The sequence below is a fragment of the Pantoea coffeiphila genome, assembly GCF_016909495.1.
GTDB lineage: Bacteria > Pseudomonadota > Gammaproteobacteria > Enterobacterales > Enterobacteriaceae > Erwinia > Erwinia coffeiphila.
Genome location: NZ_JAFBFW010000002.1, coordinates 1 through 22,454, shown reverse-complemented (window position 1 = coordinate 22,454; position 22,454 = coordinate 1). Strand labels below are relative to the sequence as shown.

The window sequence follows — 22,454 nt, the reverse complement described above, 5'->3', positions numbered from 1 at the left end:
GTTAACGGCGTGCGGCTTCCACGCGCAGAGTCAGATCAGATGGCTGATATCGCGCCATTCGCCCGGGGCCAGTCCCTCTAACTGTAGCGTGCCCATCGAAAAACGAATTAAACGCAGAGTGGGGAAACCGATATGGGCTGTCATTCGCCGTACCTGGCGGTTACGCCCCTCAAACAGGGTGATCTTCAGCCAGCTGGTGGGGATCGACTTCCGCTCGCGGATCGGCGGTTCGCGCTGCCAAAGCCAGTCGGGTTCAGCAACCCGTTCAATCAGGGCGGGCAGGGTGGGGCCATCTTTCAGCGTTAAGCCGTGGCGAAACGGCAGCAGGTCACTTTCAGCGGGTTCACCCTCAACCTGAACAAAATAGACCTTTCCGGTACGTTTTCCCGGCTGGGTCAGTTTGGCCTGTAGCGCACCGTCGTTGGTCAGGACCATCAGTCCTTCGCTGTCGCGATCCAGCCGACCAGCCGCATAAACACCCGTTTGCGGCACATAATCTTTCAACGTGCGCCGCCCGGACTCGTCGCTGAACTGGGGCAGAACATCGAACGGTTTGTTAAATAAAATCACCGAGCGCGGCCCTTTATCGACGGGTTTAGCGGCCTGGCGCGGGCTGTTCCGCTTAACGCGGTGAGGGCTAACAGAAGATTTTCGCATGGTCTTTGCACTTAGAAACAATAAGCGCATTATACCGCAATCCTGAGATGATTGGCGCGGAGTCAATATTCAAGTAGTATTGACGCGCATCTTACAAGTCATTAACAAAAAAAGCGCTCGAAGGAGAGGTTAATGGAAAGCAAAGTAGTTGTTCCGGCGGAAGGTCAGAAAATCACCCTGGAAAAGGGAAAACTGAACGTACCAAACAATCCAATCATCCCATTCATCGAAGGTGATGGCATTGGTGTGGACGTTTCTCCAGTGATGATCAAAGTTGTCGACGCCGCTGTGCAGAAGGCTTATAACGGTGAGCGTAAAATTTCCTGGATGGAAATTTACACCGGTGAGAAATCGGTAGAGCTCTACGGCCAGGACGTTTGGCTGCCGCAGGAAACCCTCGATCTGATTAAAGAATACCGCGTGGCTATCAAAGGCCCACTGACTACCCCAGTCGGCGGTGGTATTCGTTCCCTGAACGTTGCGCTGCGTCAGCAGCTTGACCTCTACATCTGCCTGCGCCCGGTTCGTTACTACACCGGTACGCCAAGCCCGGTTAAACGCCCTGAAGACACCGATATGGTGATCTTCCGCGAAAACTCCGAAGATATCTATGCCGGTATCGAATGGAAAGCGGGCACGCCGGAAGCGGATAAAGTGATCAAGTTCCTGCGTGATGAAATGGGCGTGAAGAAAATTCGCTTCCCTGAGCAGTGCGGTATCGGCGTTAAGCCGTGCTCTGAAGCCGGTACTAAGCGTCTGGTTCGTGCTGCCATCGAATACGCAATCACTAACGACCGTGATTCCGTAACCCTGGTTCACAAAGGCAACATCATGAAGTTCACCGAAGGCGCTTTCAAGGACTGGGGCTATGCTCTGGCACGCGAAGAGTTCGGCGGCGAGTTGATCGACGGCGGCCCGTGGGTGAAAATCAAGAACCCGAACACCGGCAAAGAGATCGTTATCAAAGACGTGATCGCCGATGCGTTCCTGCAGCAGATCCTGCTGCGTCCAGCCGAGTATGACGTTATTGCCTGTATGAACCTGAACGGTGACTACATCTCTGATGCCCTGGCGGCACAGGTTGGCGGTATCGGTATTGCTCCGGGCGCAAACATCGGTGACGAATGCGCCCTGTTCGAAGCGACCCACGGTACTGCACCTAAGTACGCTGGCCAGGATAAAGTGAACCCAGGTTCCGTAATCCTGTCCGCAGAAATGATGCTGCGCCATATGGAGTGGTTCGAAGCCGCAGACCTGATCGTTAAAGGCATGGAAGGCGCAATTAACGCCAAGACCGTGACCTATGACTTCGAGCGTCTGATGGACGGCGCTAAACTGCTGAAATCTTCAGAGTTTGGCGATGCAATGATCAGCCACATGTAATATGTGCTGTTGATTGTTGTGAAGACGGGGGCCTTTTGGCCCCCGTTTTTGTTGCGCTTATGGACTGATTTTTATATATGTCGCCAACTAATGAATCCAAAGTTTCAGGAACGTCGATTCAGCTGGCCACATTGCATGAATACCTGTTCACTGATGATTTGTCATGTCCAGGCTGGACGTTGCCGCACCGTCATTAATATTGGACGGCGCATTCCAGTCTCTGCCTTTTAAGGCATCATTCGTATTCATACTTGATGAATCGTTGGCTGAGTTGAGTGATGAACCATCAAGCTCAGCATCGGCTTCTTCATCGCCTGAATCCGTACTGGTAAAGCCCCCTTTACTGGAAATCGTATCCGTACCATCCATCTCATTCGGCATGCTGTCGCTGGTTGAACCATCGTCATTTAAACAAGAATAGCCACCCAGATCATTAGGTTCGCAGTCAGTAGCCTGCGCGAAGTGAGTGAATGACGCCAAAGCAGATACCAGCGACAAAACAATAATTTTTCTCATTTTTTCAGCTCGTTTTGAAAAGATTATCACAGCATAAGTTCTTATAAGTTTGTGATGCTGTATGTAACCTGTTGTGAAGTTGAAGGGTTCTGGCTATAAAAACAGCAAGATAATTCGTTGAATGAATCAAAAACTCAGGAGGCATTTTGCCGATAACTCCCGCTCGACTGCATCTTCGCCCCGTAATCAGCTCAGACGCAGATGATCTTTTCAGAATTTATGGCGACCCTGCCACAAATACGTTTAATCCTGCAGGACCATATCCTGATATTGATTATGCCCGTGGTGTTTTGGCTCGATGGCTTAAACACTGGGAAGATTACGCTTTCGGAAGTTGGGCTATCTCGCTAAAGGATAATCCCGAAAGAATTATCGGTTTTGGCGGGTTAAACATCCGCAGTTATGCTGATATTTCTATCAATAGCCTGGGATATCGCTTCTCCACGGAGTCGTGGGGAAAAGGCCTGGCGACAGAGTTTGCTAACTATGCGGTCAGCTATGGGTTTGGTGAGATCAAATTACCTGATATATCTGCCACAGTAAGAGCAAATCACCTGGCATCGCAGAAAGTCCTGACGAATGCCGGACTCAGATATGTACGGGACATTCATGATGTAAAAAATGCGCCCGCCAGCATGCTGTTTACACTGACCCACGCCGAATGGGATAAACAATAATGTTCGTTTTTGTTGGCTGGCATATAAACAGTTATCAAAAAAAGTTATCAAAAATCTCAATTTCAGGCCGGAAAGTTATCCTATTCTGAGCTGGCCCTTTACGCTGAACGTGCGGTCTGATGCCAGTCGGCCACGCTTTAATATCCCGGTAACCGCCGCTTAACTGGCTGAGACTTCACAATCGCGCTGTTGGTTTCTGCCTTATCGGTGATGCGATCCAGAATAAAATCCAGATGTTCGATGGAACGCAGATGCAGGCGTGCGATAAAGCAGTCGTCGCCCGTCACTTTGTCGCATTCAGCCAGTTCAGGAATGGCTTCCAGCAGTTTCTGCACCTCATGCAGTTTTCCCGGCAGCGGCTTGATGCGAACGATGGCCTGCAGCGAGTAGCCCAGCGCGTGCGCATCCACCTCGACGGTAAAAGCTCGAATTACACCGCGATCTTCCAGACGTCGCAGCCGTTCGGCCGCGGCGGGAGCGGAAAGGCCGATCTGTTCAGCCAGCGCTTTAATCGGCGTCCGGGCATCGGTCTGTAACAGCGCGAGCAGGCGGCGATCGATATCATCCAGGGCCATCAGTTTTTCTCCAGTTTTACCTTTTTAACACAGGTATTTTTGCATAAGTGCCTTGTTTATCGCAGGTGAATTTGTCGAAGTTACGCGTAAATTATGGACCACGCGATCCGACACATTTGGGAAATCTGATGAACAATACGACACGCGGCACGCTGGAGATGACGGCGGCGATGATTATTTCCGGCACCATCGGCTGGCTGGTGACGCTTTCCGGCAGGCCGGTAACCGAAGTGGTTTTCTGGCGCTGTCTGTTTGGCGCGCTCACCCTGCTGCCCGTTTGTGCGGCAATGGGGCTGCTGCGGTACGGGCGGGTCTCCCGGCGTCAGCTCCTGCTGGCGGCGCTGGGCGGTGTGGCCATTGTGGTCAACTGGTTACTGCTGTTTGCCGCCTATTCACGCGCATCAATCTCTATAGCGACGGCCGTGTATAACACCCAGCCGTTTATGCTGGTGGGACTGGGCGCGCTGTTTTTGCACGAACGCCTGACGCGGGCGAAGCTGGGGTGGCTGCTGCTGTCATTTGCCGGGTTACTGCTGATTGTGCAGGCACGGCCTGATGCCGCTGTCAGCAGCAGCGATTATCTGATGGGGATTCTGCTGGCGCTGGGGGCGGCATTTTTCTATGCCCTGGCGGCGCTTATCACTAAAAAACTCAGTGGAATGCCGCCGCATTTAATTGCGCTGGTACAGGTGTTGGTAGGAACGGTGCTGTTGCTGCCGTTTGCGCTGCAAAGCCACGATGCCATTGCGCCCGCCAGCTGGTCGCTGCTGATGACACTGGGCGTCGTGCATACCGGATTAATGTATATCCTGCTGTACGGCGCGATCCAGCGGCTGCCAACACACCTTACCGGCGCGCTTTCATTTATCTACCCGGTGGTGGCGTTTATCGTGGATGCCGTGGCTTTTGGGCATCGATTACATCCATTGCAGATGGCGGGGACCGCCGCTATTTTGCTGGCGGCAGCCGGGATGATGCGTGTTAAGCGGCTGCCAGCGCAGCCGTGTGCGGTTAACGATTAAGCAGGGTGGGCTGGCTGGCCCCCGATATTGCTTTCCACGTTAGTCGTAGTATTGCGGTGAAAGACGCAAAGTCGCCCACTGCCCGGTGTCGTGGCCGTAAACAACCAATGCTGCCTGCTCGTTTCTGGCGATGTCTGCGACTTTCTGCGTGCTGCGTCGTATACCTGTTTCATCATCCATATCGGTGATATAGATTTCACGTGTCGTCGCATCAGCCATGGTGTGGTGCATTACCGCATCGGCAGCCAGTATCACGTTCCCTGTTTCAGGCAGTCGTACCAGCAGGGACTGATGTCCGGGAACATGCCCGCTGGTTTCAAAAATGGTCACTCCCGGCACCAGTTCAACATCGCCTTCGATCTGGCGGTAGCGAAGATCGGGGCGATCCCATACGCTGCGGTTTGCTGCAAAACGCGGATGCCCCCCTTTCGCCACCGTATAATGTTGTTTCTGGATAATCAGCTCCGCACCGGGAAATAAATCGTGGTTCCCGCAGTGATCGTCGTCGAGGTGGGTGCACACCAGATAATGAATATCCGAAGGTTTCAGTCCAATGTCGGCCAGGCGTGCGGTAATAATATCCTCCGGCCTGATATCGATCGTCAGACCTGGCGGGGGGCGTGGATCATCAACAAAGGATCGGGGCCAGCCGGTATCCACGAGGATATTAATGTTATCTGCTGTTCGAATTAGATAGCCTGGCACGGGGATATCGCCCGGCTGCATGGTGCCAAGATAGAGTAGATAAAGCCGCATAGACCGATTCCCTTTTGATAGCTGGCAAAAGTCCAGAGTCATGAAAATAGTCCGTTATTGCACTAACGGCAACGCTGAAGTCATGACAGAGGCTATGCAGTTTACTCTGCGGAATGAAAATCTTATGGAAATGTCCTCACCGGGAAGGTTATTACTACTTTAATTACCTCAAGGCGGTCTACACGAAATAACAGTGTGAAAGTGATTCGGTTCACAATTTATTGTTTATTTTTGGGGTGTTTGTTACTTTTGATATTGTTATTGTAAGTTTTTATCTTAACTGCGTGGAAAAATTGATTTTTTTATGCTCCCGCGTTTCCTGTCTATTTTTTTTAAATTTCATTATTTTTTGTTACTCTTATTCTCCATTTAAAATGGAATGAATTTTCAATAATAAAAAGGAGAGTTTATGAGATTGTTGGATTTTGTTGAATTAGATAGCATCTCCGGAGCAGGTGGAAGGAATGATCCTGTTAATACATCTAACTCTATCAATAGTGCAGGTCGCACGAGTGGTTCCCATCGGGGGCGAAACACGGGAGCAAACTTCTCTTATGATGGAGTCGATGATTGTTTAGCTACTGTAATTGGCGGGACTATTGGAGGACTATTTGGAGGATGGAGAGGCGCTGCAGGAGGCGCAGTTGGTGCAGCATTATCGCCTGCATGTGCAAAACCTGGCTCGGGTAATAGCGCTAGCAATGCCGGTTCTAATTATGGTGCACAATGTACCTGGTAAAATATAAATTACAGGATGACGCGATGTGATAATGAAAATTTACCGTACCCTGTCTGGCTTTATCGGCGCGGTGATTGCCTTTGTGATTCTTGGCGGGGCCGGAGTTCTCCCCGTCTGGGGCTTCAGTCCGCCAGCAGGGATATCGAAAACCCTGGTTGTGGCATCCTGTGTGGCCTGCACCATTAAATGTCTGGATTTTATCGCCATTCGGCTTTTCACCAGCAAATCTGCAAAGTAACGCCTCAACGTGGACATTAAGCCCGGATAACCGGGCTTGATGTCGAAAATCTGCTACAGATTGATGACGATCTGCGTCAGCAGGTTCCACGCATCGTCCTCTTTTGGGGTAACGGAGGGGTGATGCGTCCAGGCCAGCTGATTGGTCCAATATATGCCGTTACTGACACGCAGCGTATAGGCGGTTGATGCCGTGGCGCTGTAGCTTTCTGCACTGCTGCCGTGCCGCTCGAAATAATCCTTCGCATCCTGGCTGAATTTATTCCAGGCCAGGCCAAACGACAGCATATCCATCGGGCGGCTATCAAAGGGACCAATACTGAACAACGTCAGCGAGGCATCCTGGGTGAAGACATTGCGGTCCTCCGGTGAGTAGTTCGTTTTGCCGTCGATATACCATCCCCTGAACGGCAGGCTGGCATCCGGCTGGCTGAGCTGGTGGGTGGCCGCCAGGTAGTGGGACCAGGTTTCATCCTTATCCTGCTCGGTGTTGTAGTCGAAGTAGGGAGTTTTATTGTAGACCGACCCACCGCGTAGCCACGTCATGCGCTCTGACGCGCCGGCATTAACGCGATAACCGATTTCGTTAATTAACAGCGTTCCGGCATTCGGCACCTGCCAGCGCAGTCCGTACGTATTGTACTTCGAATCCGCCAGCAGGCCGTCCGAGCTTTGACTGCGGGCTACGCCAATATGATCGTACCAGCGCTGATCCTCAGACTGAAAACGGATATCCATTCCCGGGCTGGGTTTCAGGCTGGTGAGCCCGGCCTGGCTCAGCATAACGCTGGTCGGACCGAGCGCTGACGACGCCGTACTGCTGCCAAGATACAGGCCGTAGAAATGCGTCAGCCAGGCCGAATAGCCGTAATGCAGGATCACCCGGTTGTCGAATAACGGCTGATAGACGGACAGATCGCTGATCGCCACATGCCCGTCCTGACCGTTGCCTTTGAAATTGTTATAGGCATACATCGCGCCAAGGCGCAGCTGGGCACCCTCACCCAGGCCAAGACGCGCCAGATCGTAAGTCACATCCGCGCTGAGCGCATTGCCGGTGGTCAGGCGCTGTCCCACGTAGTTCGGCTCATTTTTCCAGTTTCCGGCTACGTCGTAGGTCAGGTTGGTTAACAGCTGAACCTGAGCATAGAAGCCATTATCAGCCATATCCTGGCGCAGGCCGCCCCATTCGGGGGCGATCGTGTCGCAGACTGAACCAATGCTGGGTGTCTCTGGTCCTTTAGGCAGCATTTTATCGAACCGGGAACAGTCATCGGCGGCCTGCGCCAGGGGCGCAAGCGACAGCAGCAGCGGCGTCAGTAACAGCAGCTTATTGCGCATTTTTATCTCCCTGCACCAGGTTGGCACCCGCGCTGGCAATCACCTGCTGATACCAGCCGAAGCTCTGTTTACGATGGCGTTGCAGGGTGCCCTGGCCGCTATCGTCGCGGTCAACATAGATATAGCCGTAGCGTTTCGACATTTCTGCCGTCGAGGCGCTGACCAGATCGATCGCCCCCCAGCTGGTGTAACCCAGAACGTTGGCACCGTCGGCAATGGCTTCTCGCACCTGAACCAGATGGTCATTCAGATAGGCAATGCGATAGTCATCACGAATGCTGCCATCCTCTTCAATCCGGTCTTTCGCACCCAGTCCGTTTTCGACGATAAACAGCGGTTTCTGATAGCGATCCCAGAGCATATTCAGCAGATAACGGATGCCTGCCGGATCGATCTGCCATCCCCATTCCGACGCTTTTAAATGCGGGTTAGTAATCAGATTTAAAATATTACCGGTGACTTTATGCTGTTCCGGATCGGCACTGGCACAGCTGCTCATGTAATAGCTGAAGGAGAGGAAATCCACCGTTTCCCGCAGGTCTTCCCGATCCTGATGGGTGATGTCCAGCAGGATGTTGTGCTGGTCAAAGTGGCGCGCCATAAAGCTCGGGTACTCTCCCCGGGCCTGAACGTCGAAGAAGAACAGCCACTCCCGCTCTTTACGCTGTGCTTCCAGTACATCGTCAGGATGGCAGGTCAGCGGGTATTGCGGCATTGCCGCCACCATATTGCCAATTTTGGCATCCGGGATAATGCGGTGACAGGCTTTGACCACGCGTGCGCTGGCGACCAGCTGATGGTGAACCGCCTGATACACTTCCTGCGGGCTGCTGCCTTCTGGCAGGCCCAGCGGGCCGAAATGGGCGAACAGCGCGGCGTTGATTTCATTAAAGGTCAGCCACCATTTGACCTTGTGCTGATAGCGTTCAAATACCGTGGTGGCATAGCGTTCAAAAAAGGTAATCGTCTGCCGGTTTCCCCATCCGCCCAGGTTTTTCGCCAGATGGTAAGGCATCTCGTAATGGGAAAGCGTTATCAGTGGCTGAATGTTGTGCTTGAGCATTTCGTCGAACAGGGCATCGTAAAAGGCCAGTCCGGCTTCATTCGGCGTGGTTTCATCGCCGTTAGGATAGATACGTGTCCAGGCAATCGACGTGCGCAGGGTTTTGAATCCCATTTCGGCAAACAGGGCAATATCTTCGGGATAGCGGTGGTAGAAATCGCTGGCAACATCTTTGATGTACAGCTCACCGGTTGTTCTCTCTGTCGGGGGATAGAGCAGACCGCGCGTTTGATAGTCAGACGTGGAAAGACCTTTACCCGCCTCGTCAAAAGCACCTTCGACCTGGTTGGCTGCAACCGCACCGCCCCAGAGAAAATCAGTCGGAAATGTCGTTTTCATGGATTAGTCCTCATATTTTAGGTAATACCCAGCCCGTCCGGCAGCGGAAGGCAGCCAGTGAGGGAAAAACAGGGTTAAAGGGGTGGAAAAGGGTGAAAAAGAAACCTAGCGCGGTGAGGCCGTGCCCAGCTCCGCGTGACCGTCAGGAAGCGAACGCGGTATGCCGACCATCCAGCTACTGATAAAGGCAAACAGGAAGGCAACGGCGGAACCGGTCACAATGCCCCAAAAGCCGGCATCGATGCCCGTTGGCGAGATAAAAGAGGGGAAGGCGAAAATACCCAGCCCGCCGAAGGCATAGGCCGTGCCGTGGTAATAACCGATGATCGCGCCCCCGAGTGCACCGCCCATGCAGCCCAGCACAAACGGGCGCTTCAGCGGCAGGTTAACGCCGTAGATGGCGGGTTCGGTGATACCGAAAATGCTGGAGACAAACGACGGCCCGGCAATGCGTTTTAACGCCGTATCACGGGTGCGCAGCCATACGCCCAGCGTCGCGCCTGCCTGTGCCCAGACCGCCGCCTGAACCAGTACCGAGACGGTATCCGTGCCGGTGGTCATCAGATTGTTGATCATCAACGGTGCCAGTCCCCAGTGCAGACCGAAGATCACGCACACCTGCCACAGTGCGCCGAATACGGCACCCGCAACGGTGGGATTGAGGTGCCAGACCCAGTTGTAGCCGATGCCGATAGCGGAACTGAGCTGGGTGGCCAGCGGGCCGATGACCAGGAAAGTCGCCGGTAAGGTGATGGCCAGGCACAGATAGGGGGTCACAAAGGTTCTGATTGATGCCGGCAGCCAGCGGTTGAAGCGTTTTTCCAGCCAGCAGCAGAACCAGGCCGCGAGTATCACCGGGATCACCGTTGAACTGTAATTGATCAAGGTGACCGGGATCGTCAGGAACGAATAGTGCTGGGCCGGATCGGTCTGAGTGGTGTGAAAGGCTTCAATCAGCGAGGGATGAACCATGGCGGCACCCAATACCAGCGTGACCAGCGGATTGCCTCCAAACTTTTTCCCTGCGGTATATCCCAGCAGCACGGGCATAAAGAAAAATACCGCATCGCTGGCAGCAAAGAGAATAAGGTACGTTCCTTCGTCTTTATTTAGCCAATGGAACAGTGTGGCAATAATCAGTGAGCCTTTTAGTAGCCCGGCAGCTACTAATATCCCAAGTAACGGGGCGAAGATGCTGGAAATAATATCAATGGTGCTGTTTAAAACGGCTTTAAAATCCCGTGGAGATGAAGGGAGCGAGGCGTTTTCATCGACATTTTCCTCAGGGTTATTATCAGGAATATATTCTACAAGCTGATTGTACACTTCACCGACGTGGCTACCGATAACCACCTGAAACTGCCCGCCGCTCTCAACGACGGTAATGATTCCCGCCACCTGTTTTAATTTTTCTGCCTGAGACAGGCTGCTGTTTTTCAGTTTGAAACGCAGGCGAGTGGCGCAGTGAATAACGCTGATAATATTATCCCGGCCACCGACTCCGGATATGATCTCAGCACATAAATGGGCATATCCCATAACTTACCTCTTGTCAGAGTTTCCTGAGAAGGAAATTTTAGGCAAAAAAAAACCTAACTTTCCTTCCCGTTGACCTGATTCGGGAGGTGTAGTTAGGTTTTGCTCAGCGCGCCGGTTAGGCGAGAAGATAACAATCCTGTTATGGGAAAATTTATAATCTCAAATTTCCTTTCCGACAAGCGTTTTTCTTAATGTTATGACACTGTGTGAAGTGTCTCACAAAAGATGTGTTATTTATCCTCTGTGGAAATGGATATTTTCACCTGTTCAATGTGGATAGCCAGAAACATCAGTTCATCCATCGTTAACTGATGATCGTGATGCAATTCACTGTATTTGCTGATTTTTATCGCGCATGAGTAGGCGTCTTTATATTTTTCCTTCACTAAGTTAGCCAGATCGGGATCGCCAATATCCAGATGTTTTTTATCGAGAATGCGCTGGGCGAAAAATTTGAGATGGGTAACAAAACGCTGATAGCTTAATGCCTTTTCCTGGTAGGTAATATCAAAGTGGTAGGCGACAAGGCTTAATATGTCCTGCATAAAACGGGTGATCTTCATCGTGTTTTGCATATTATCATTGAGCTGGGCGTTGACCAGATGCAGGGCGATAAACCCGGCTTCGTCTTCGGGTAAAAGCGTGCCGGTATGCTGATAAATAATCTGAAGCGCGTCTTTTCCAATATCGTACTCATGTGGGTAAACTTTTTTTATTTCCCACAGTAACGCATTTTGGATGCTGATGTTTTCTGAAAATCGCTGTAGTGCATAGTGTAAGTGATCAACCAGTGAAATTAATAAGCTGTCGTGTAGTTTTCCCGGTAGTCGACCCCGGGCCAGAGAAATAATGGCTTCTGTTGCAAGGATGCACTCTTTCGAAACCTGATCCAGTAGTGATCTGAAGTGATCGCTATAGGGGTTATCCAGTGAAAACGTTTTCTCAATGTTAGTCGGATTAATGTATTCTCCGGCTTTCTTGTTAAAGCCGATACCTTTACCCATGACCACCATTTCCTGCAAATTGTCATCAACGGTGATAACAACATTGTTATTCAGTATTCGATCTATTTTCATCACAAGCTCCAGAAGGAACAGGGCGGGAGATTTATCCGGGAAAAATAAATGAGTGCATAGCAGAATGTCAATTGCCGGGTGACCGAAGCGCTTATTCACCCGTTTCTTTTATCTTAAGTGCCAGCATTGTCACATTTAATAAAATAAACCGGATCGCTCCAGCAGGTCGTACTCCGGGCGATAACCGTCTCTGGTCTCTTTCAGGCAGGCCAGTGAAAAGTGTTTAAAACGAGAGTCCGGTGTGTGAGCCGTGTCTGAAAAGCGTTGAAAACGATCGGTCAGCGTGTGAGCCGCGGGCAACGAAGCGGAGTGCTTGCCTGCCTGTGAGGCAAAATAAATTCCCTTTTCCAGCAACCGCTTTACAAAAACCTTCTGTTTCTGACCTTGATCAAAGCGGTAAAACAATATTACTGTATTTATATACAGTAATTATTTGAGATCGTAGCTATGAAGTTTTATCAGCCCGCAGAAATCCGCGTCATTCTGCACCTGCCGTTGTTTATCAGCCGGGTGCCCTGTGGTTTTCCGTCGCCTGCGCAGGACTACATTGAGCAGCGCATCGACCTCAATGACCTGCTGGTGAGCCACCCCAGCTCAACCTACTTTATCAAGGTCAGCGGCGATTCGATGATTGAAGGTGGAATTGGCGAGGGCGACATGCTGGTGGTAGACAGCTCGCTGAAGGCGGAGCACGGCGATATCGTGGTGGCGGCGCTGGACGGCGAATTCACCGTCAAGCAGCTGATGCTGCGGCCTTATCTGCACCTGCGGCCGATGAATTCCGCCTATTCGATTATGCCGATTCCCGATGCTGACCAGTTCGACATCTTCGGCGTGGTGAAACACGTGATTAAAACGCTGGGTAAGTGATGTTTGCCCTCGTGGATGTGAACTCATTCTACGCTTCGTGCGAAACGGTGTTCAGGCCGGACCTGAAGGGTAAACCCGTCTGTGTGCTGAGCAACAACGACGGCTGCGTGATTGCCCGCTCGGCGGAGGCAAAGGCGGTCGGCGTAAAAATGGGCGAACCCTATTTTAAAATCAAAGACCACCTGCGGCAGCACCGGGTGAGCGTGTTCAGCTCAAACTATGCGCTTTACGCCGATATGAGTCTCCGGGTGATGACCACGCTGGAGGAGATTACCCCGGCGGTAGAGGAGTACTCGATCGATGAGGCATTTATCGATCTGACCGGCGTGCGCAACTGCCGGGTGCTGGAAGAATTCGGGCACGAGATCCGTGAAACGGTGAAGCGCGATACGCACCTGACCGTTGGCGTCGGGATTGCCCAGACCAAAACGCTGGCAAAGCTGGCCAACTACGCAGCAAAAACGTGGACGCGGACCGGCGGCGTGCTGGATCTGTCGAACGTGGATCGCCAGCGCAAACTGATGGCGCTGATACCGGTGGCGGAGGTGTGGGGTGTGGGTCGGCGGATTAGCAAAAAGCTGAATGCGATGGGCATTATTACCGCAAAAGATCTGTCGGAACAGAGCACGTGGATTATCCGCAAGCACTTTAACGTGGTGCTGGAGCGCACGGTGCGAGAACTGCGCGGTGAACCGTGCCTGGCGCTGGAGGAACAGGCACCAAACAAGCAGCAGATCCTCTGCTCGCGTTCGTTTTCCTCGCGGATCGTTGACTATGCCGATATGCGTGAAGCGGTGTGTAACTATGCGGTGCGCGCGGCGGAAAAGCTGCGGGCAGAAAAGCAGTACTGTCGGCAGATTGCGGTGTTTATTCGCACCAGTCCGCATACGGTGAATGAACCGTTTTACGGCAATCAGGCGATGAGTATGCTGCTGACGCCGTCCAATGATACCCGGGATATTATTCGTGCCGCGATGCATGCACTCGATCGCATCTGGCGCGACGGGCACCGATATATGAAGGCCGGGGTGATGCTCGGCGACTTTTTCAGCCACGGCGTTTCGCAGCTTAATCTGTTCGATGATTTCAAACCGCAGCAGAACAGCGAGGCACTGATGCAGGTGATCGACCGCGTGAATCAGAGCGGCAGGGGCACGCTGTGGTTTGCCGGGCAGGGGATTCAGAAACCCTGGGCGATGAAGCGCGAAATGCTGTCACCGGCTTATACCACCCGCTATCAGGACCTGCCGTTGGCGAAGTAATCCGGCACTTATGGAGAGTGAGTTTACTCAGATGTTCTCTTGCCTGGTCGCAACAGGAGTAATTTCGATTAAGTGCCTGAACTTTCCGCCACCGCCCGCAGTGGGTGAGAAAATAGGATTAAATTTGGGCGACAGGAAAAATGAGAAAACATGCTGCCGTAATATTCTTTTAGCGTGAGTGTGATCTTTCTCTTAATTAACAAAAAAACGTGAAAAGAAATAAGTAAATTATAACGTTATGATTTATATGAAAATGAAAATAATTCCCGGCCTGAATTTTCTACCACAACGTAAAGCCTTTCTATCTTTACGGGGCATCATAAATTTCAGCAGTTGATCTGCATCTGTTCGATATGCACATTCTTAAGCCGTACTTGTCCCCTTATTCGTTGATTTCGTGCTGATTACGTTCAGGAGCTGTTTCATGCAATTTATTTCCGCAAAAACCATTCATGACCTGCTGGAATGGGAGGGCGTCATCAACGCCATTCACTCGGCGCATCTGGGGGCTCGCCATACCGGGGAAGGCTTTTTCCTCGGTGATGCCGCTTATGGCCTGCTTAGCCGGGGCGTTATTCTGCCCGGTCGCGGTGCCGGATTAAAAATCGCCTCAATTTATCCGGCTAACGCACAGGCAAAACCGCCACGCGCGGCGGAGGATGCCGCCTTTGTGGTGATAGACGAAGAGACAAAAGCGATCTCTGCCGTGCTTGATGGTCCGGCGATTACCCGCTGGAAAACGGCGGCAGATTCGGTGGCTGCTGCCCGCATACTGAGCCGTGAAGATAGCGCCACACTGCTGGTGCTGGGGGCCGGACCGGTGGCAACGGCGCTGGTCGATGCCTATTTGCATATCCGACCGTCCATTCGCACCGTGCTGCTGTGGAACCGCACGGCTGAAAAGCTGGCTGCGACGCTGGCCGCGCTGAGAGAGAAGGGGATTGAAGCGGAAATTGTGCAGGATCTTAGCGCAGCGGTAGGACGCGCGGACATTATCACCGCGGCCACCAGCTCGGCGTCACCGCTGATTTTGGGGAAAGATGTGCAGCCCGGTACGCATATCGATCTGCTGGGTGGCTATCGCCCGGATATGCAGGAAGCAGACGGTGAAGCGGTGGCAAAAGCACGGGTATTTGTCGACGACCGGACCAACGCCGCGATGTCCGGCGATCTTCATATTCCACTGCGGTTGGGCATGATTACGGAACAGCATATCGAAGCCGATCTCTATGAGATTTGCCAGAACACGAGTTTCTGCCGACAGCAGCAGGATATTACGCTGTATAAGAATGCGGGCGGCGCGCACCTGGACCTGATGGTCAGCCTGCTGGTGATCGATCGTTTAAACCGGTAATCCGTAGCGTAGAGACGTTGTGATTCACCCGATGGTTATTTTACTGGTGCTTATCGGGTGGATGCCGGTTAGTGGCCTGCCGAACTAATGACGCCGGGGTCGATGCAGGATCTCACCCAGCATCCCCGGCAGGCAGGCGCCAACGATCACCAAAAATCCCATCAATGGCCCCCCAATCAGCAACAGGGCGCAAAATAGTACGGCGTTCATGTCTGTCCTTTCGTTGTTTTTTCTTCTGTCAGGAACGTAAACAGCGTGGCTATGCTGCACCTAAAGTGTCGATTATGCATTGATCGGAATCACAATTTCGCAGGGCTAAAATGTGGCAAGGCTGGCTACTGGCCGATTGCGTTTCAGGGAAAATATTTCGGGCCACGAGGCGTGATTAAAAAGGGAAGAAAGCATAAGAATTGTTTCAGGAGAAATTAGGCAGTGTATGTTATAACAGTTAATATTTACTTATATTTACGCAAAAAAAAAGCCCGCTAAGAGCTTTAATGCGGGCCAACACCAGGGAAATCGATTAATTTTAATGATAGGAGTATTCTCAGTTATTGCCAGGCAAAAACGCGTTATTTGCGAGCGAAATCAAAAAAAATGTTGGATCACCCTTTCCCACATTAATACTCTTCAGAAATCAGCCACTGGTCCGCTTCCTCAAACATTTCTTCGATGATACGCAGCAGCGTGGATTTATCGGCTTTACTGGCGTCGCTTTTTACGCCGTTGGCCTGCATCGGTTTCACTTTGACCAGCGCATCAGGGAAAACTCGCTGAACGCGTTTTTCCAGCTCTTCCAGTATCAGCTGCTCGGCGTTCGCCAGTCCCGCCACGTTGCGCTTGTCATAAATCAGTTCAACAAACATTCTACTTTCGCTCCCTTTAAATTTATCTGTATAAAAATACAGGTATATGAGAGCGGGTTCAAACACTATTTCGTCGGGTGAACGGGTGCTCGCCCCGCATGCTGGCTGGTCTCAGCCAAATCTGCCGCGCGGTGAGCACGTTTTCACCGAATCACTGACTCAGCGGTGCCGATCCGATCGTCGTATGGCCAGAAATCGCCAGTGCGGCATCGCTGCCGTTAACGTTAAGCTCGGCCCGTGCGCCCAGCGGGAGCGTAACGGTATCGTGACCGTGGCCGAAGTCCAGGCCGGTTACCAGCGGCAGTCCGCTGCGCTGCGCTATAAGCTCCCATACGCTGCTGAAATCGTAACCGTTATCGTAGTCAGAAAGCGTGTTGCCGGTAAAACTGCCGGTCACAATGGCTTTTTGCCGCGCCAGAATACCGCTTTCCAACAGCTGTAGCAGCATGCGTTCAACGCGGAATGGATGCTCATTAACATCCTCGATCACCAGAATTCCGTCGCGGATATCCGGCAGCCAGGGAGTGCCGATCAGCGAGGCGATCATCGCCAGATTTCCCCCCCAGAGCGTGCCCGACGTGCTGAGCTGCTGTGGCGTGGTCTGCCAGCGCAGGGTGAACTGCGCAGAGGTCAGCGCCAGCCAGAAGTTGTTGAGGGTGAAATCAGAGAGCGTTTCCGCACCAAAATTTCCTGTCAGCATGGGGCCGCTAAAGCTCTGCAATCCGGCCTGAGCCAGCAGGGCAAGCTGTATGGCGGTGAAATCACTGTGCCCGCAGAGTGCGACAGGTTCGCCGCGCAGACGGTCCGCCAGGCTTTTATAGTCAAGATTTGGCAGCAGGCGGCTGGCACCATAGCCGCCGCGTACGGCCAGCACAATGTCCGGCAGCGTTTCCAGCCGCGCAAGATCGTTAACGTCGGCCAGCCGCTGCCTGTCGCTACCGGCAAAACGCTGTTCGCGTCTGCTGATAATGTCGGTATGGGTCACCCGATGTCCGTCTGCACGCAGGCGGTCAATACCGCGCTGTGCGGCATCCGGATTGTGGCAAAAGCCAGAAGGGGCGATCAGATGAATATTTCGTGGAGACACGGTCATAATACGTACTTATCTCATCCGGATAGTGGTTTTACCGACGTTTATCAACAATTTTGACAGCATGTACGGCAATAAAAAGTGTGCTCTGCCGCAGGCTGGTGAAAATTTATACGCCGGTAAGTGAATTATTTTTGTACACTCGCTGTCGAATTCTTTCGATGATGACGAAAAGCCGTAGTGATGTCATCAGCCGCAGCCAGCAAATTAAGAATTACGGCAATTTTCTGCTAACCGGCAAGTCGTATGATAGGCGCGACGCCAGGCCCAGAGGATAAACAAGCGTGCATAAATGCGTGAAATTAGCAGCCATGATGGCTGCACTACTGCTGGCAGGTTGCGCCAGCGAACCCGCAAAGAAGATCGTTCATCAGCCGGATACCCCGCTGACGTCAGCACCGCCACAGAAAGTGGCACAGGCCTGGTCACTCTTTACTGAAAACGCCGCCCGTAGCTACGGTGTCGATCAGAAACTGGTGGATGCCATTATTGCTGTGGAGTCCGGCGGCAATCCAACGGCGGTCAGCAAGTCTAATGCCGTTGGCCTGATGCAGATTAAAGCCTCCACTGCCGGGCGCGAAGTGTATCGTGCACAGGGCCGCCACGGGCAGCCGAGCAAAAGTGAATTGCGCGATCCGGTCAAAAATATCGATATCGGCACGGCCTATCTGCGTATTTTACAGCAACAGCAGCTGGCCGGTATCCGCAATCCTGAAACGCTGCGCTACGCAACTATCGTTTCCTATGCTAACGGTGCCGGTGCGCTACTGCGGACTTTCTCGCGGGATCGCAATCGAGCGATTGCGATGATTAATGCCATGAGCCCGGATGAGTTTTATCAGCACGTGCAGAACAATCACCCGGCGGCGCAGGCTCCGCGCTATTTATGGAAGGTGACAACCGCCTATCGTACGATTTAAGCCGTCAACCGGTGTTGATAAGTACCAAAAAAAATTGCTGAAAAAGTTTGTCCTTAAATCACAGACTTAGAATCCTCTCCTATACTTAGTGCAGTTTTAATCGTGCCAGTTTGATAACGGTAATCATTAAGGGGGAGTAAATGGGTATTCTGTCATGGATCATTTTTGGATTGATCGCCGGTATTATCGCCAAGTGGATTATGCCAGGTAAGGACGGTGGCGGCTTTATCATTACCGTGGTGCTGGGGGTTGTCGGTGCGGTTGTCGGCGGCTGGATCAGTACCTTCTTTGGTTTTGGTAAGGTTGACGGGTTTAATTTCGGCAGCTTTGTGGTTGCGGTGATCGGCGCGATTGTGGTGCTGTGGATTTATCGCAAGGTACGTAGCTGATACGAATGGGGCCTGCGGGCTGGTTTCGTTAAGAATTGTGGAGCCACTCTCTGTTAAGGAGGGTGGCTTTTTTATTGGTGGCGTGGATGCTTGCATTGGTGAATTGGTGAATTGGTGAATTGGTGCATTGGTGCATTGGTGCATTGGTGCATTGGTGCATTGGTGCAGGGGGGAAGCGGTGATACCGGTGTCAGGGAGTCAGCCTGTGCGGCGGTCGGGCGGTCCTCGCGCCGCGCGTTGCGCGGTGCCCTCGGTTGCCGCATCTGGCCGATCGGACCGGCGGAGACGGTACATCCTTGTACCGACCCCGCCTGACGCCAGCGTCCTGCTGTCGTCTCCTGGCCAGCTGCTTTCACCTCGGCGCTGCGGATTGCCCGTCTGCCGCACAGGCTGACTCCCTTTCGGCTATGGGGTTCGCCGCCTGATCTAAATGGGTCGATTGCCTGAAGGTAACGCTGAAGTCACGAAGCGGACTGGCGAGTTTCCCGTTTGGGCATCCGCAGCGCTGAACGTAGAGAGGAAGCCCGGATTCGGCCGCATGGACGCGGACGAAAAGCGCAGCCGGGGCAGGACGCCCCGTCTGCACTGGTCCGAAAGGCTGACGAAAGAAGTGAAGGCATCGCATCGCGGCGCGAGGACAAGTCCCATTAGGGAAACCCGCCAGTCAGCGCGATCACTGGTCATGCAGGCAATAAATCACCAGTCAGCACGATCACCGGACACGCAACGAATCACCGATGCAGCCAAACGATCTGAGCCAGCGCATCCGATCGCGCTGGCTCAAACTGGGATTAGAAATCATACCCCACGGTCGCCACTACAGAACGCTCCGCGCCCCAGTAGCAGTAACCATAACCGTAGCAGGCCGCCACATAGTCACGTCCGGTCAGGTTATTGGCATTCACCTGCACAAACGCGCCCTTCAGGCTGCTGTTCCATGCGCCCAGATCCGCACGAACCGATGCATCAAACAGCGTTACCGACGGCAGACGCACGGTATTGGCATTATCCGCCCACTGCTTACCGATATAGCGCACACCCGCACCGGCACTCAGACCATAGTCAAACTTGTAGTTAGCCCAGGCAGATGCAGTCGCATTAGGGGAAACGTATGGCGTATGACCGTTGATAGACTCACCGGTCGAGGCATCAATCGCTTCTTTATAACGAACGCGGCTCAGCGTATAGTTGGCAATCGTGCTCAGGCGCGGCGTCAGCTGATTACGCGCTTCCAGTTCCAGACCGCGAGAGTTGACCTTGCCAGCCGGGTCGTAATAGCCACCCTGCACGTTACGACTGCCGACGTTTTTCTGCGTCAGATCGTACACCGCCACGGAGTAGAGATCGGACGTTCCTACCGGCTGGAACTTCACACCAGCCTCATATTGCTCGGCGGTGGTAGGTGTCAGCAGATTGCCGTCAGCACCGGTCAGCGACTGCGGCGTGATAGCCTGACTGTAGCTGACGTAAGGTGATACACCGTTGTCAAAGGCGTACAGCAGACCGGCGCGTCCGCTCACGTGGTCATCCTGGCGGCGATTATCGTTACCGAGGTCGATATTATTGATTTTCGACACGATGCGGTCATAGCGGCCGGACACGTCGAAATGTACGCGGTCCCACTTCATCTCATCCTGCAAATACATCCCGGTCTGATAGTACTGGCGCTCGGAGTGAACAAAGTTATAGTTCGGACGCACACCGATGGTTTGACCCGTTGCCGTATTCAGCTGTGAGCCATAGCCGCTGGCGTCGTGCAGGTCGTTTTTATACTGATGGTATTCCACGCCCAGCACCACTTTATGCTCAATGTCAGCGGTCGCGAAATCGGCTTCCAGCTGGTTGTCGATGGCGAAAGCATCCAGCGAAGAGCGGGAGCCGGAGTAGTAGCGATTCATAATATCGCTGTCGGCAGAAACCCAGCCAATCTGGTAGATCTGGTCCAGGTCGACGTTGGAATGGCTGTAGCTGGCGGTAGAGCGAACGGCCCAGGTATCGTTGAAGCGATGGGCGAATTCGTAGCTGTAGATCTGCTCGTGGCGCTTGAAGCGGTCAAGGTCGGAATCGCCGTCGTAGAAACCGGTACTCAGCTTCTTGCCGTTGTGCTCGTAAATGCTGCCATCACCCGGTACGGAACCGTGGTAGCCGCCGGACGGATCTTTTTGCAGATAGGCTTTTACCAACAGCGACGTGTACTCATCAGGCTGCCACAACAGGGAAGGGGAGATCGCGTATTTCTCTTCACGGGTGTGGTCGTACTGCGTGTCGCTGCTGTGGGTCAGGCCGGTCAGACGGAAGGCCAGCTGGTCGTTAATCGCATTGGTGTAATCAACGGCCACGCCGGAAGTGCTGTTATTTCCCACGTAGGTACGGAAGTGGCCTTCTTCAGTAAACTGCGGGCGTTTAGACGTTTCCATCACCAGACCGCCCGGCACGGTTTGACCGTACAGCGCGGAGGAAGGCCCTTTAATCACGTCGATACGCTCGAGGAACCACGGGTCTACCTGTAATACGTTAAAGCTGCCCGGATCGCTCATCAGGCGCAGGCCATCGAGGAAGATGTTATCCACATCACCGCCGTGGAAACCGCGCAGGGAAACGGTGTCATAACGGGTGGCGGCGCCGCCGAAGTTAGTGAAGGCACCGGCAGTGTAGTTCAGTGCCTGGTTGACGCTCATGGCACCCTGGTCTTCCATCTGCTGGCGGGTAACAACCGAAACGGACTGCGCGGTAGTAATCAGTGGTTCATCGGTTTTGGTCGCGCCCTTGCTGCTTTTGACCGTGTAGCCTTCGGTCGGTGAAGTGGCGGACTCTTCAGGTGCGCTGGTTACCGTAATGGTGTTTTCTGCGGCAAAAACGATCCCGGGTGCGACGAGCGCGAGTGAACAGAGCAGCGCAGAACGCTTCAGGTTGAAAGCCATACTCATTGTTAAAGTCTCTTATTAAGGTTTAGAACGTGCCACCGCGTTGAGTGCGGTTTACCTGTCTGTATTGATACAGGCAGATAAATGTAAAGAGTTGTAATAATATCAATGAGAAGTATTATCTTTTCGATTAACGCTTTCAAGTATTAATTACAGTTAATAATTGCCTATTGTAGTTCAGTAATTAACCTGAAAATGATGAGCTTGAGGCTTGAGGCTTGAGGCTTGAGGCTTGAGGCTTGAGGCTTGAGGCTTGAGGCTTGAGGCTTGAGGCTTGAGGCTTGAGGCTTGAGGCGCAGGTGTCCGGGAGTCAGCCTGTGCGGCCGCCGGCCGGTCCTCGCGCCGCGCGTTGCGCGGTGCCCTCGGTTACAGCATCTGGCCGGTCGGACCGGCGGAGACGGTACATCCTTGTACCGACCCCGCCTGACGCCAGCGTCCTGCTGGCGTCTCCTGGCCAGCTGCTTTCACCTCGGCGCTGCGGATTGCCCGTCTGCCGCACAGGCTGACTCCCTTTCGGCTATGGATTTCGCAGCAGGACAGGGCCAGGCAACAAACTTCCCCATCGGCTAACTGGTCAGGATTCGCCGAAAAAGATCAAAAGCAGAAACTGATTCTCTCCTGGCAATATGCGTTGCAGCTTTAGCGGTCATGTGAATTTCCTTGAAAGCAACACTGAAGTCACGAAGCGGACTGGCGGATTTCCCGTCTGCCGTACAGGCTGACTCCCTTTCGGCTATGGATTTCGCAGCAGGACAGGGCCAGGTAACAAACTTCCCCATCGGCTAACTGGTCAGGATTCGCCGAAAAAGATCAAAAGCAGAAACTGATTCTCTCCTGGCAATATGCGTTGCAGCTTTAG

The 22,454-nt window shown here is 52.9% G+C and carries 22 protein-coding genes; 9 read left to right on the top strand and 13 right to left on the bottom strand.

Annotated features, from left to right (window positions below; genetic code table 11):
- Positions 1 to 30 precede the first annotated feature (30 nt).
- Positions 31 to 687 carry a 23S rRNA pseudouridine(2457) synthase RluE gene (rluE, locus tag JOE09_RS05845; protein WP_205065148.1) on the bottom strand — a complete coding sequence of 219 codons (657 nt, stop codon included), beginning with the start codon at positions 685 to 687 and terminating at the stop codon, positions 31 to 33.
- Between the two features lie 102 nt (positions 688 to 789).
- Here rluE and icd point away from each other — a divergent pair, with 102 nt between their 5' ends.
- The gene (gene icd / locus JOE09_RS05840) at positions 790 to 2,040 is read left to right on the top strand and encodes an NADP-dependent isocitrate dehydrogenase (RefSeq protein WP_105592770.1); all 1,251 of its coding nucleotides are present in this window, start codon (positions 790 to 792) and stop codon (positions 2,038 to 2,040) included.
- Between the two features lie 147 nt (positions 2,041 to 2,187).
- Here the strand turns inward: icd and JOE09_RS05835 are convergent, their stop codons facing one another.
- Positions 2,188 to 2,556 carry an RND transporter gene (locus JOE09_RS05835; protein ID WP_205065147.1) on the bottom strand — a complete coding sequence of 123 codons (369 nt, stop codon included), beginning with the start codon at positions 2,554 to 2,556 and terminating at the stop codon, positions 2,188 to 2,190.
- A gap of 146 nt (positions 2,557 to 2,702) precedes the next feature.
- Here JOE09_RS05835 and JOE09_RS05830 point away from each other — a divergent pair, with 146 nt between their 5' ends.
- Positions 2,703 to 3,233: a GNAT family N-acetyltransferase gene (locus tag JOE09_RS05830; protein ID WP_205065146.1), complete on the top strand. Its 531-nt coding sequence runs from the start codon at positions 2,703 to 2,705 to the stop codon at positions 3,231 to 3,233.
- A 137-nt stretch (positions 3,234 to 3,370) separates the two neighbouring features.
- On the opposite strand, the gene JOE09_RS05825 is transcribed toward JOE09_RS05830, so the two are convergent.
- Positions 3,371 to 3,802: an Lrp/AsnC family transcriptional regulator gene (locus JOE09_RS05825; RefSeq protein ID WP_239553000.1), complete on the bottom strand. Its 432-nt coding sequence runs from the start codon at positions 3,800 to 3,802 to the stop codon at positions 3,371 to 3,373.
- A gap of 134 nt (positions 3,803 to 3,936) precedes the next feature.
- Between JOE09_RS05825 and JOE09_RS05820 the strand changes: the two genes are divergently transcribed.
- Entirely contained in the window at positions 3,937 to 4,830 is an 894-nt protein-coding gene (locus JOE09_RS05820) for a DMT family transporter (protein WP_205065144.1), read from the top strand.
- A 39-nt stretch (positions 4,831 to 4,869) separates the two neighbouring features.
- Here JOE09_RS05820 and JOE09_RS05815 read toward each other — a convergent pair whose 3' ends face one another.
- On the bottom strand, positions 4,870 to 5,586 hold the full coding sequence (locus tag JOE09_RS05815) for an N-acyl homoserine lactonase family protein (protein ID WP_205065143.1): 717 nt from the start codon (positions 5,584 to 5,586) through the stop codon (positions 4,870 to 4,872).
- Positions 5,587 to 6,356: 770 nt separating this feature from the next.
- On the opposite strand from JOE09_RS05815, the gene JOE09_RS05810 reads away from it, so the two are divergent.
- Complete coding sequence (locus tag JOE09_RS05810) at positions 6,357 to 6,563, top strand: hypothetical protein (RefSeq protein ID WP_205065142.1); 207 nt, start codon at positions 6,357 to 6,359, stop codon at positions 6,561 to 6,563.
- 53 nt (positions 6,564 to 6,616) lie between these two features.
- Here JOE09_RS05810 and JOE09_RS05805 read toward each other — a convergent pair whose 3' ends face one another.
- The 5 genes from JOE09_RS05805 to JOE09_RS05785 form a co-directional block, all read right to left on the bottom strand.
- On the bottom strand, positions 6,617 to 7,903 hold the full coding sequence (locus JOE09_RS05805) for a carbohydrate porin (protein ID WP_205065141.1): 1,287 nt from the start codon (positions 7,901 to 7,903) through the stop codon (positions 6,617 to 6,619).
- Positions 7,893 to 9,305, bottom strand: a complete 1,413-nt coding sequence (locus JOE09_RS05800; RefSeq protein ID WP_205065140.1) for a glycoside hydrolase family 1 protein — start codon at positions 9,303 to 9,305, stop codon at positions 7,893 to 7,895. The genes JOE09_RS05805 and JOE09_RS05800 overlap by 11 nt, the downstream gene beginning before the upstream one ends.
- 105 nt (positions 9,306 to 9,410) lie before the next feature.
- Positions 9,411 to 10,844: a PTS transporter subunit EIIC gene (locus JOE09_RS05795; protein ID WP_205065139.1), complete on the bottom strand. Its 1,434-nt coding sequence runs from the start codon at positions 10,842 to 10,844 to the stop codon at positions 9,411 to 9,413.
- Positions 10,845 to 11,074: 230 nt separating this feature from the next.
- Entirely contained in the window at positions 11,075 to 11,920 is an 846-nt protein-coding gene (licT, locus tag JOE09_RS05790; RefSeq protein WP_205065138.1) for a BglG family transcription antiterminator LicT, read from the bottom strand.
- 135 nt (positions 11,921 to 12,055) lie between these two features.
- A complete protein-coding gene (locus tag JOE09_RS05785; protein ID WP_205065137.1) occupies positions 12,056 to 12,325 on the bottom strand; it encodes a hypothetical protein in 270 nt (89 codons plus the stop codon).
- Positions 12,326 to 12,367: 42 nt separating this feature from the next.
- Here JOE09_RS05785 and umuD point away from each other — a divergent pair, with 42 nt between their 5' ends.
- The 3 genes from umuD to JOE09_RS05770 all read left to right on the top strand — a co-directional run bounded on the left by umuD (position 12,368) and on the right by JOE09_RS05770 (position 15,406).
- Complete coding sequence (gene umuD, locus JOE09_RS05780; protein WP_205065136.1) at positions 12,368 to 12,790, top strand: translesion error-prone DNA polymerase V autoproteolytic subunit; 423 nt, start codon at positions 12,368 to 12,370, stop codon at positions 12,788 to 12,790.
- Entirely contained in the window at positions 12,790 to 14,052 is a 1,263-nt protein-coding gene (gene umuC / locus JOE09_RS05775) for a translesion error-prone DNA polymerase V subunit UmuC (protein ID WP_205065135.1), read from the top strand. Before umuD ends, umuC begins: the two co-directional genes overlap by 1 nt.
- 424 nt (positions 14,053 to 14,476) lie before the next feature.
- On the top strand, positions 14,477 to 15,406 hold the full coding sequence (locus tag JOE09_RS05770) for an ornithine cyclodeaminase family protein (protein ID WP_205065134.1): 930 nt from the start codon (positions 14,477 to 14,479) through the stop codon (positions 15,404 to 15,406).
- An 84-nt stretch (positions 15,407 to 15,490) separates the two neighbouring features.
- Here JOE09_RS05770 and JOE09_RS26280 read toward each other — a convergent pair whose 3' ends face one another.
- From JOE09_RS26280 to ldcA, 3 genes are all read right to left on the bottom strand, one after another.
- Entirely contained in the window at positions 15,491 to 15,616 is a 126-nt protein-coding gene (locus JOE09_RS26280) for a hypothetical protein (RefSeq protein WP_255569952.1), read from the bottom strand.
- A 410-nt stretch (positions 15,617 to 16,026) separates the two neighbouring features.
- Entirely contained in the window at positions 16,027 to 16,272 is a 246-nt protein-coding gene (locus tag JOE09_RS05765) for a DinI-like family protein (protein WP_205065133.1), read from the bottom strand.
- A gap of 151 nt (positions 16,273 to 16,423) precedes the next feature.
- Entirely contained in the window at positions 16,424 to 17,365 is a 942-nt protein-coding gene (gene ldcA, locus JOE09_RS05760; RefSeq protein WP_205065132.1) for a muramoyltetrapeptide carboxypeptidase, read from the bottom strand.
- A gap of 308 nt (positions 17,366 to 17,673) precedes the next feature.
- On the opposite strand from ldcA, the gene emtA reads away from it, so the two are divergent.
- Positions 17,674 to 18,282, top strand: coding sequence for a membrane-bound lytic murein transglycosylase EmtA (gene emtA / locus JOE09_RS05755; RefSeq protein WP_205065131.1), 609 nt, complete (start codon positions 17,674 to 17,676; stop codon positions 18,280 to 18,282).
- 140 nt (positions 18,283 to 18,422) lie between these two features.
- Positions 18,423 to 18,671 carry a GlsB/YeaQ/YmgE family stress response membrane protein gene (locus JOE09_RS05750; RefSeq protein WP_105592759.1) on the top strand — a complete coding sequence of 83 codons (249 nt, stop codon included), beginning with the start codon at positions 18,423 to 18,425 and terminating at the stop codon, positions 18,669 to 18,671.
- A 791-nt stretch (positions 18,672 to 19,462) separates the two neighbouring features.
- On the opposite strand, the gene JOE09_RS05745 is transcribed toward JOE09_RS05750, so the two are convergent.
- Positions 19,463 to 21,598: a TonB-dependent siderophore receptor gene (locus JOE09_RS05745; protein ID WP_200547803.1), complete on the bottom strand. Its 2,136-nt coding sequence runs from the start codon at positions 21,596 to 21,598 to the stop codon at positions 19,463 to 19,465.
- Between the last annotated feature and the right edge of the window lie 856 nt (positions 21,599 to 22,454).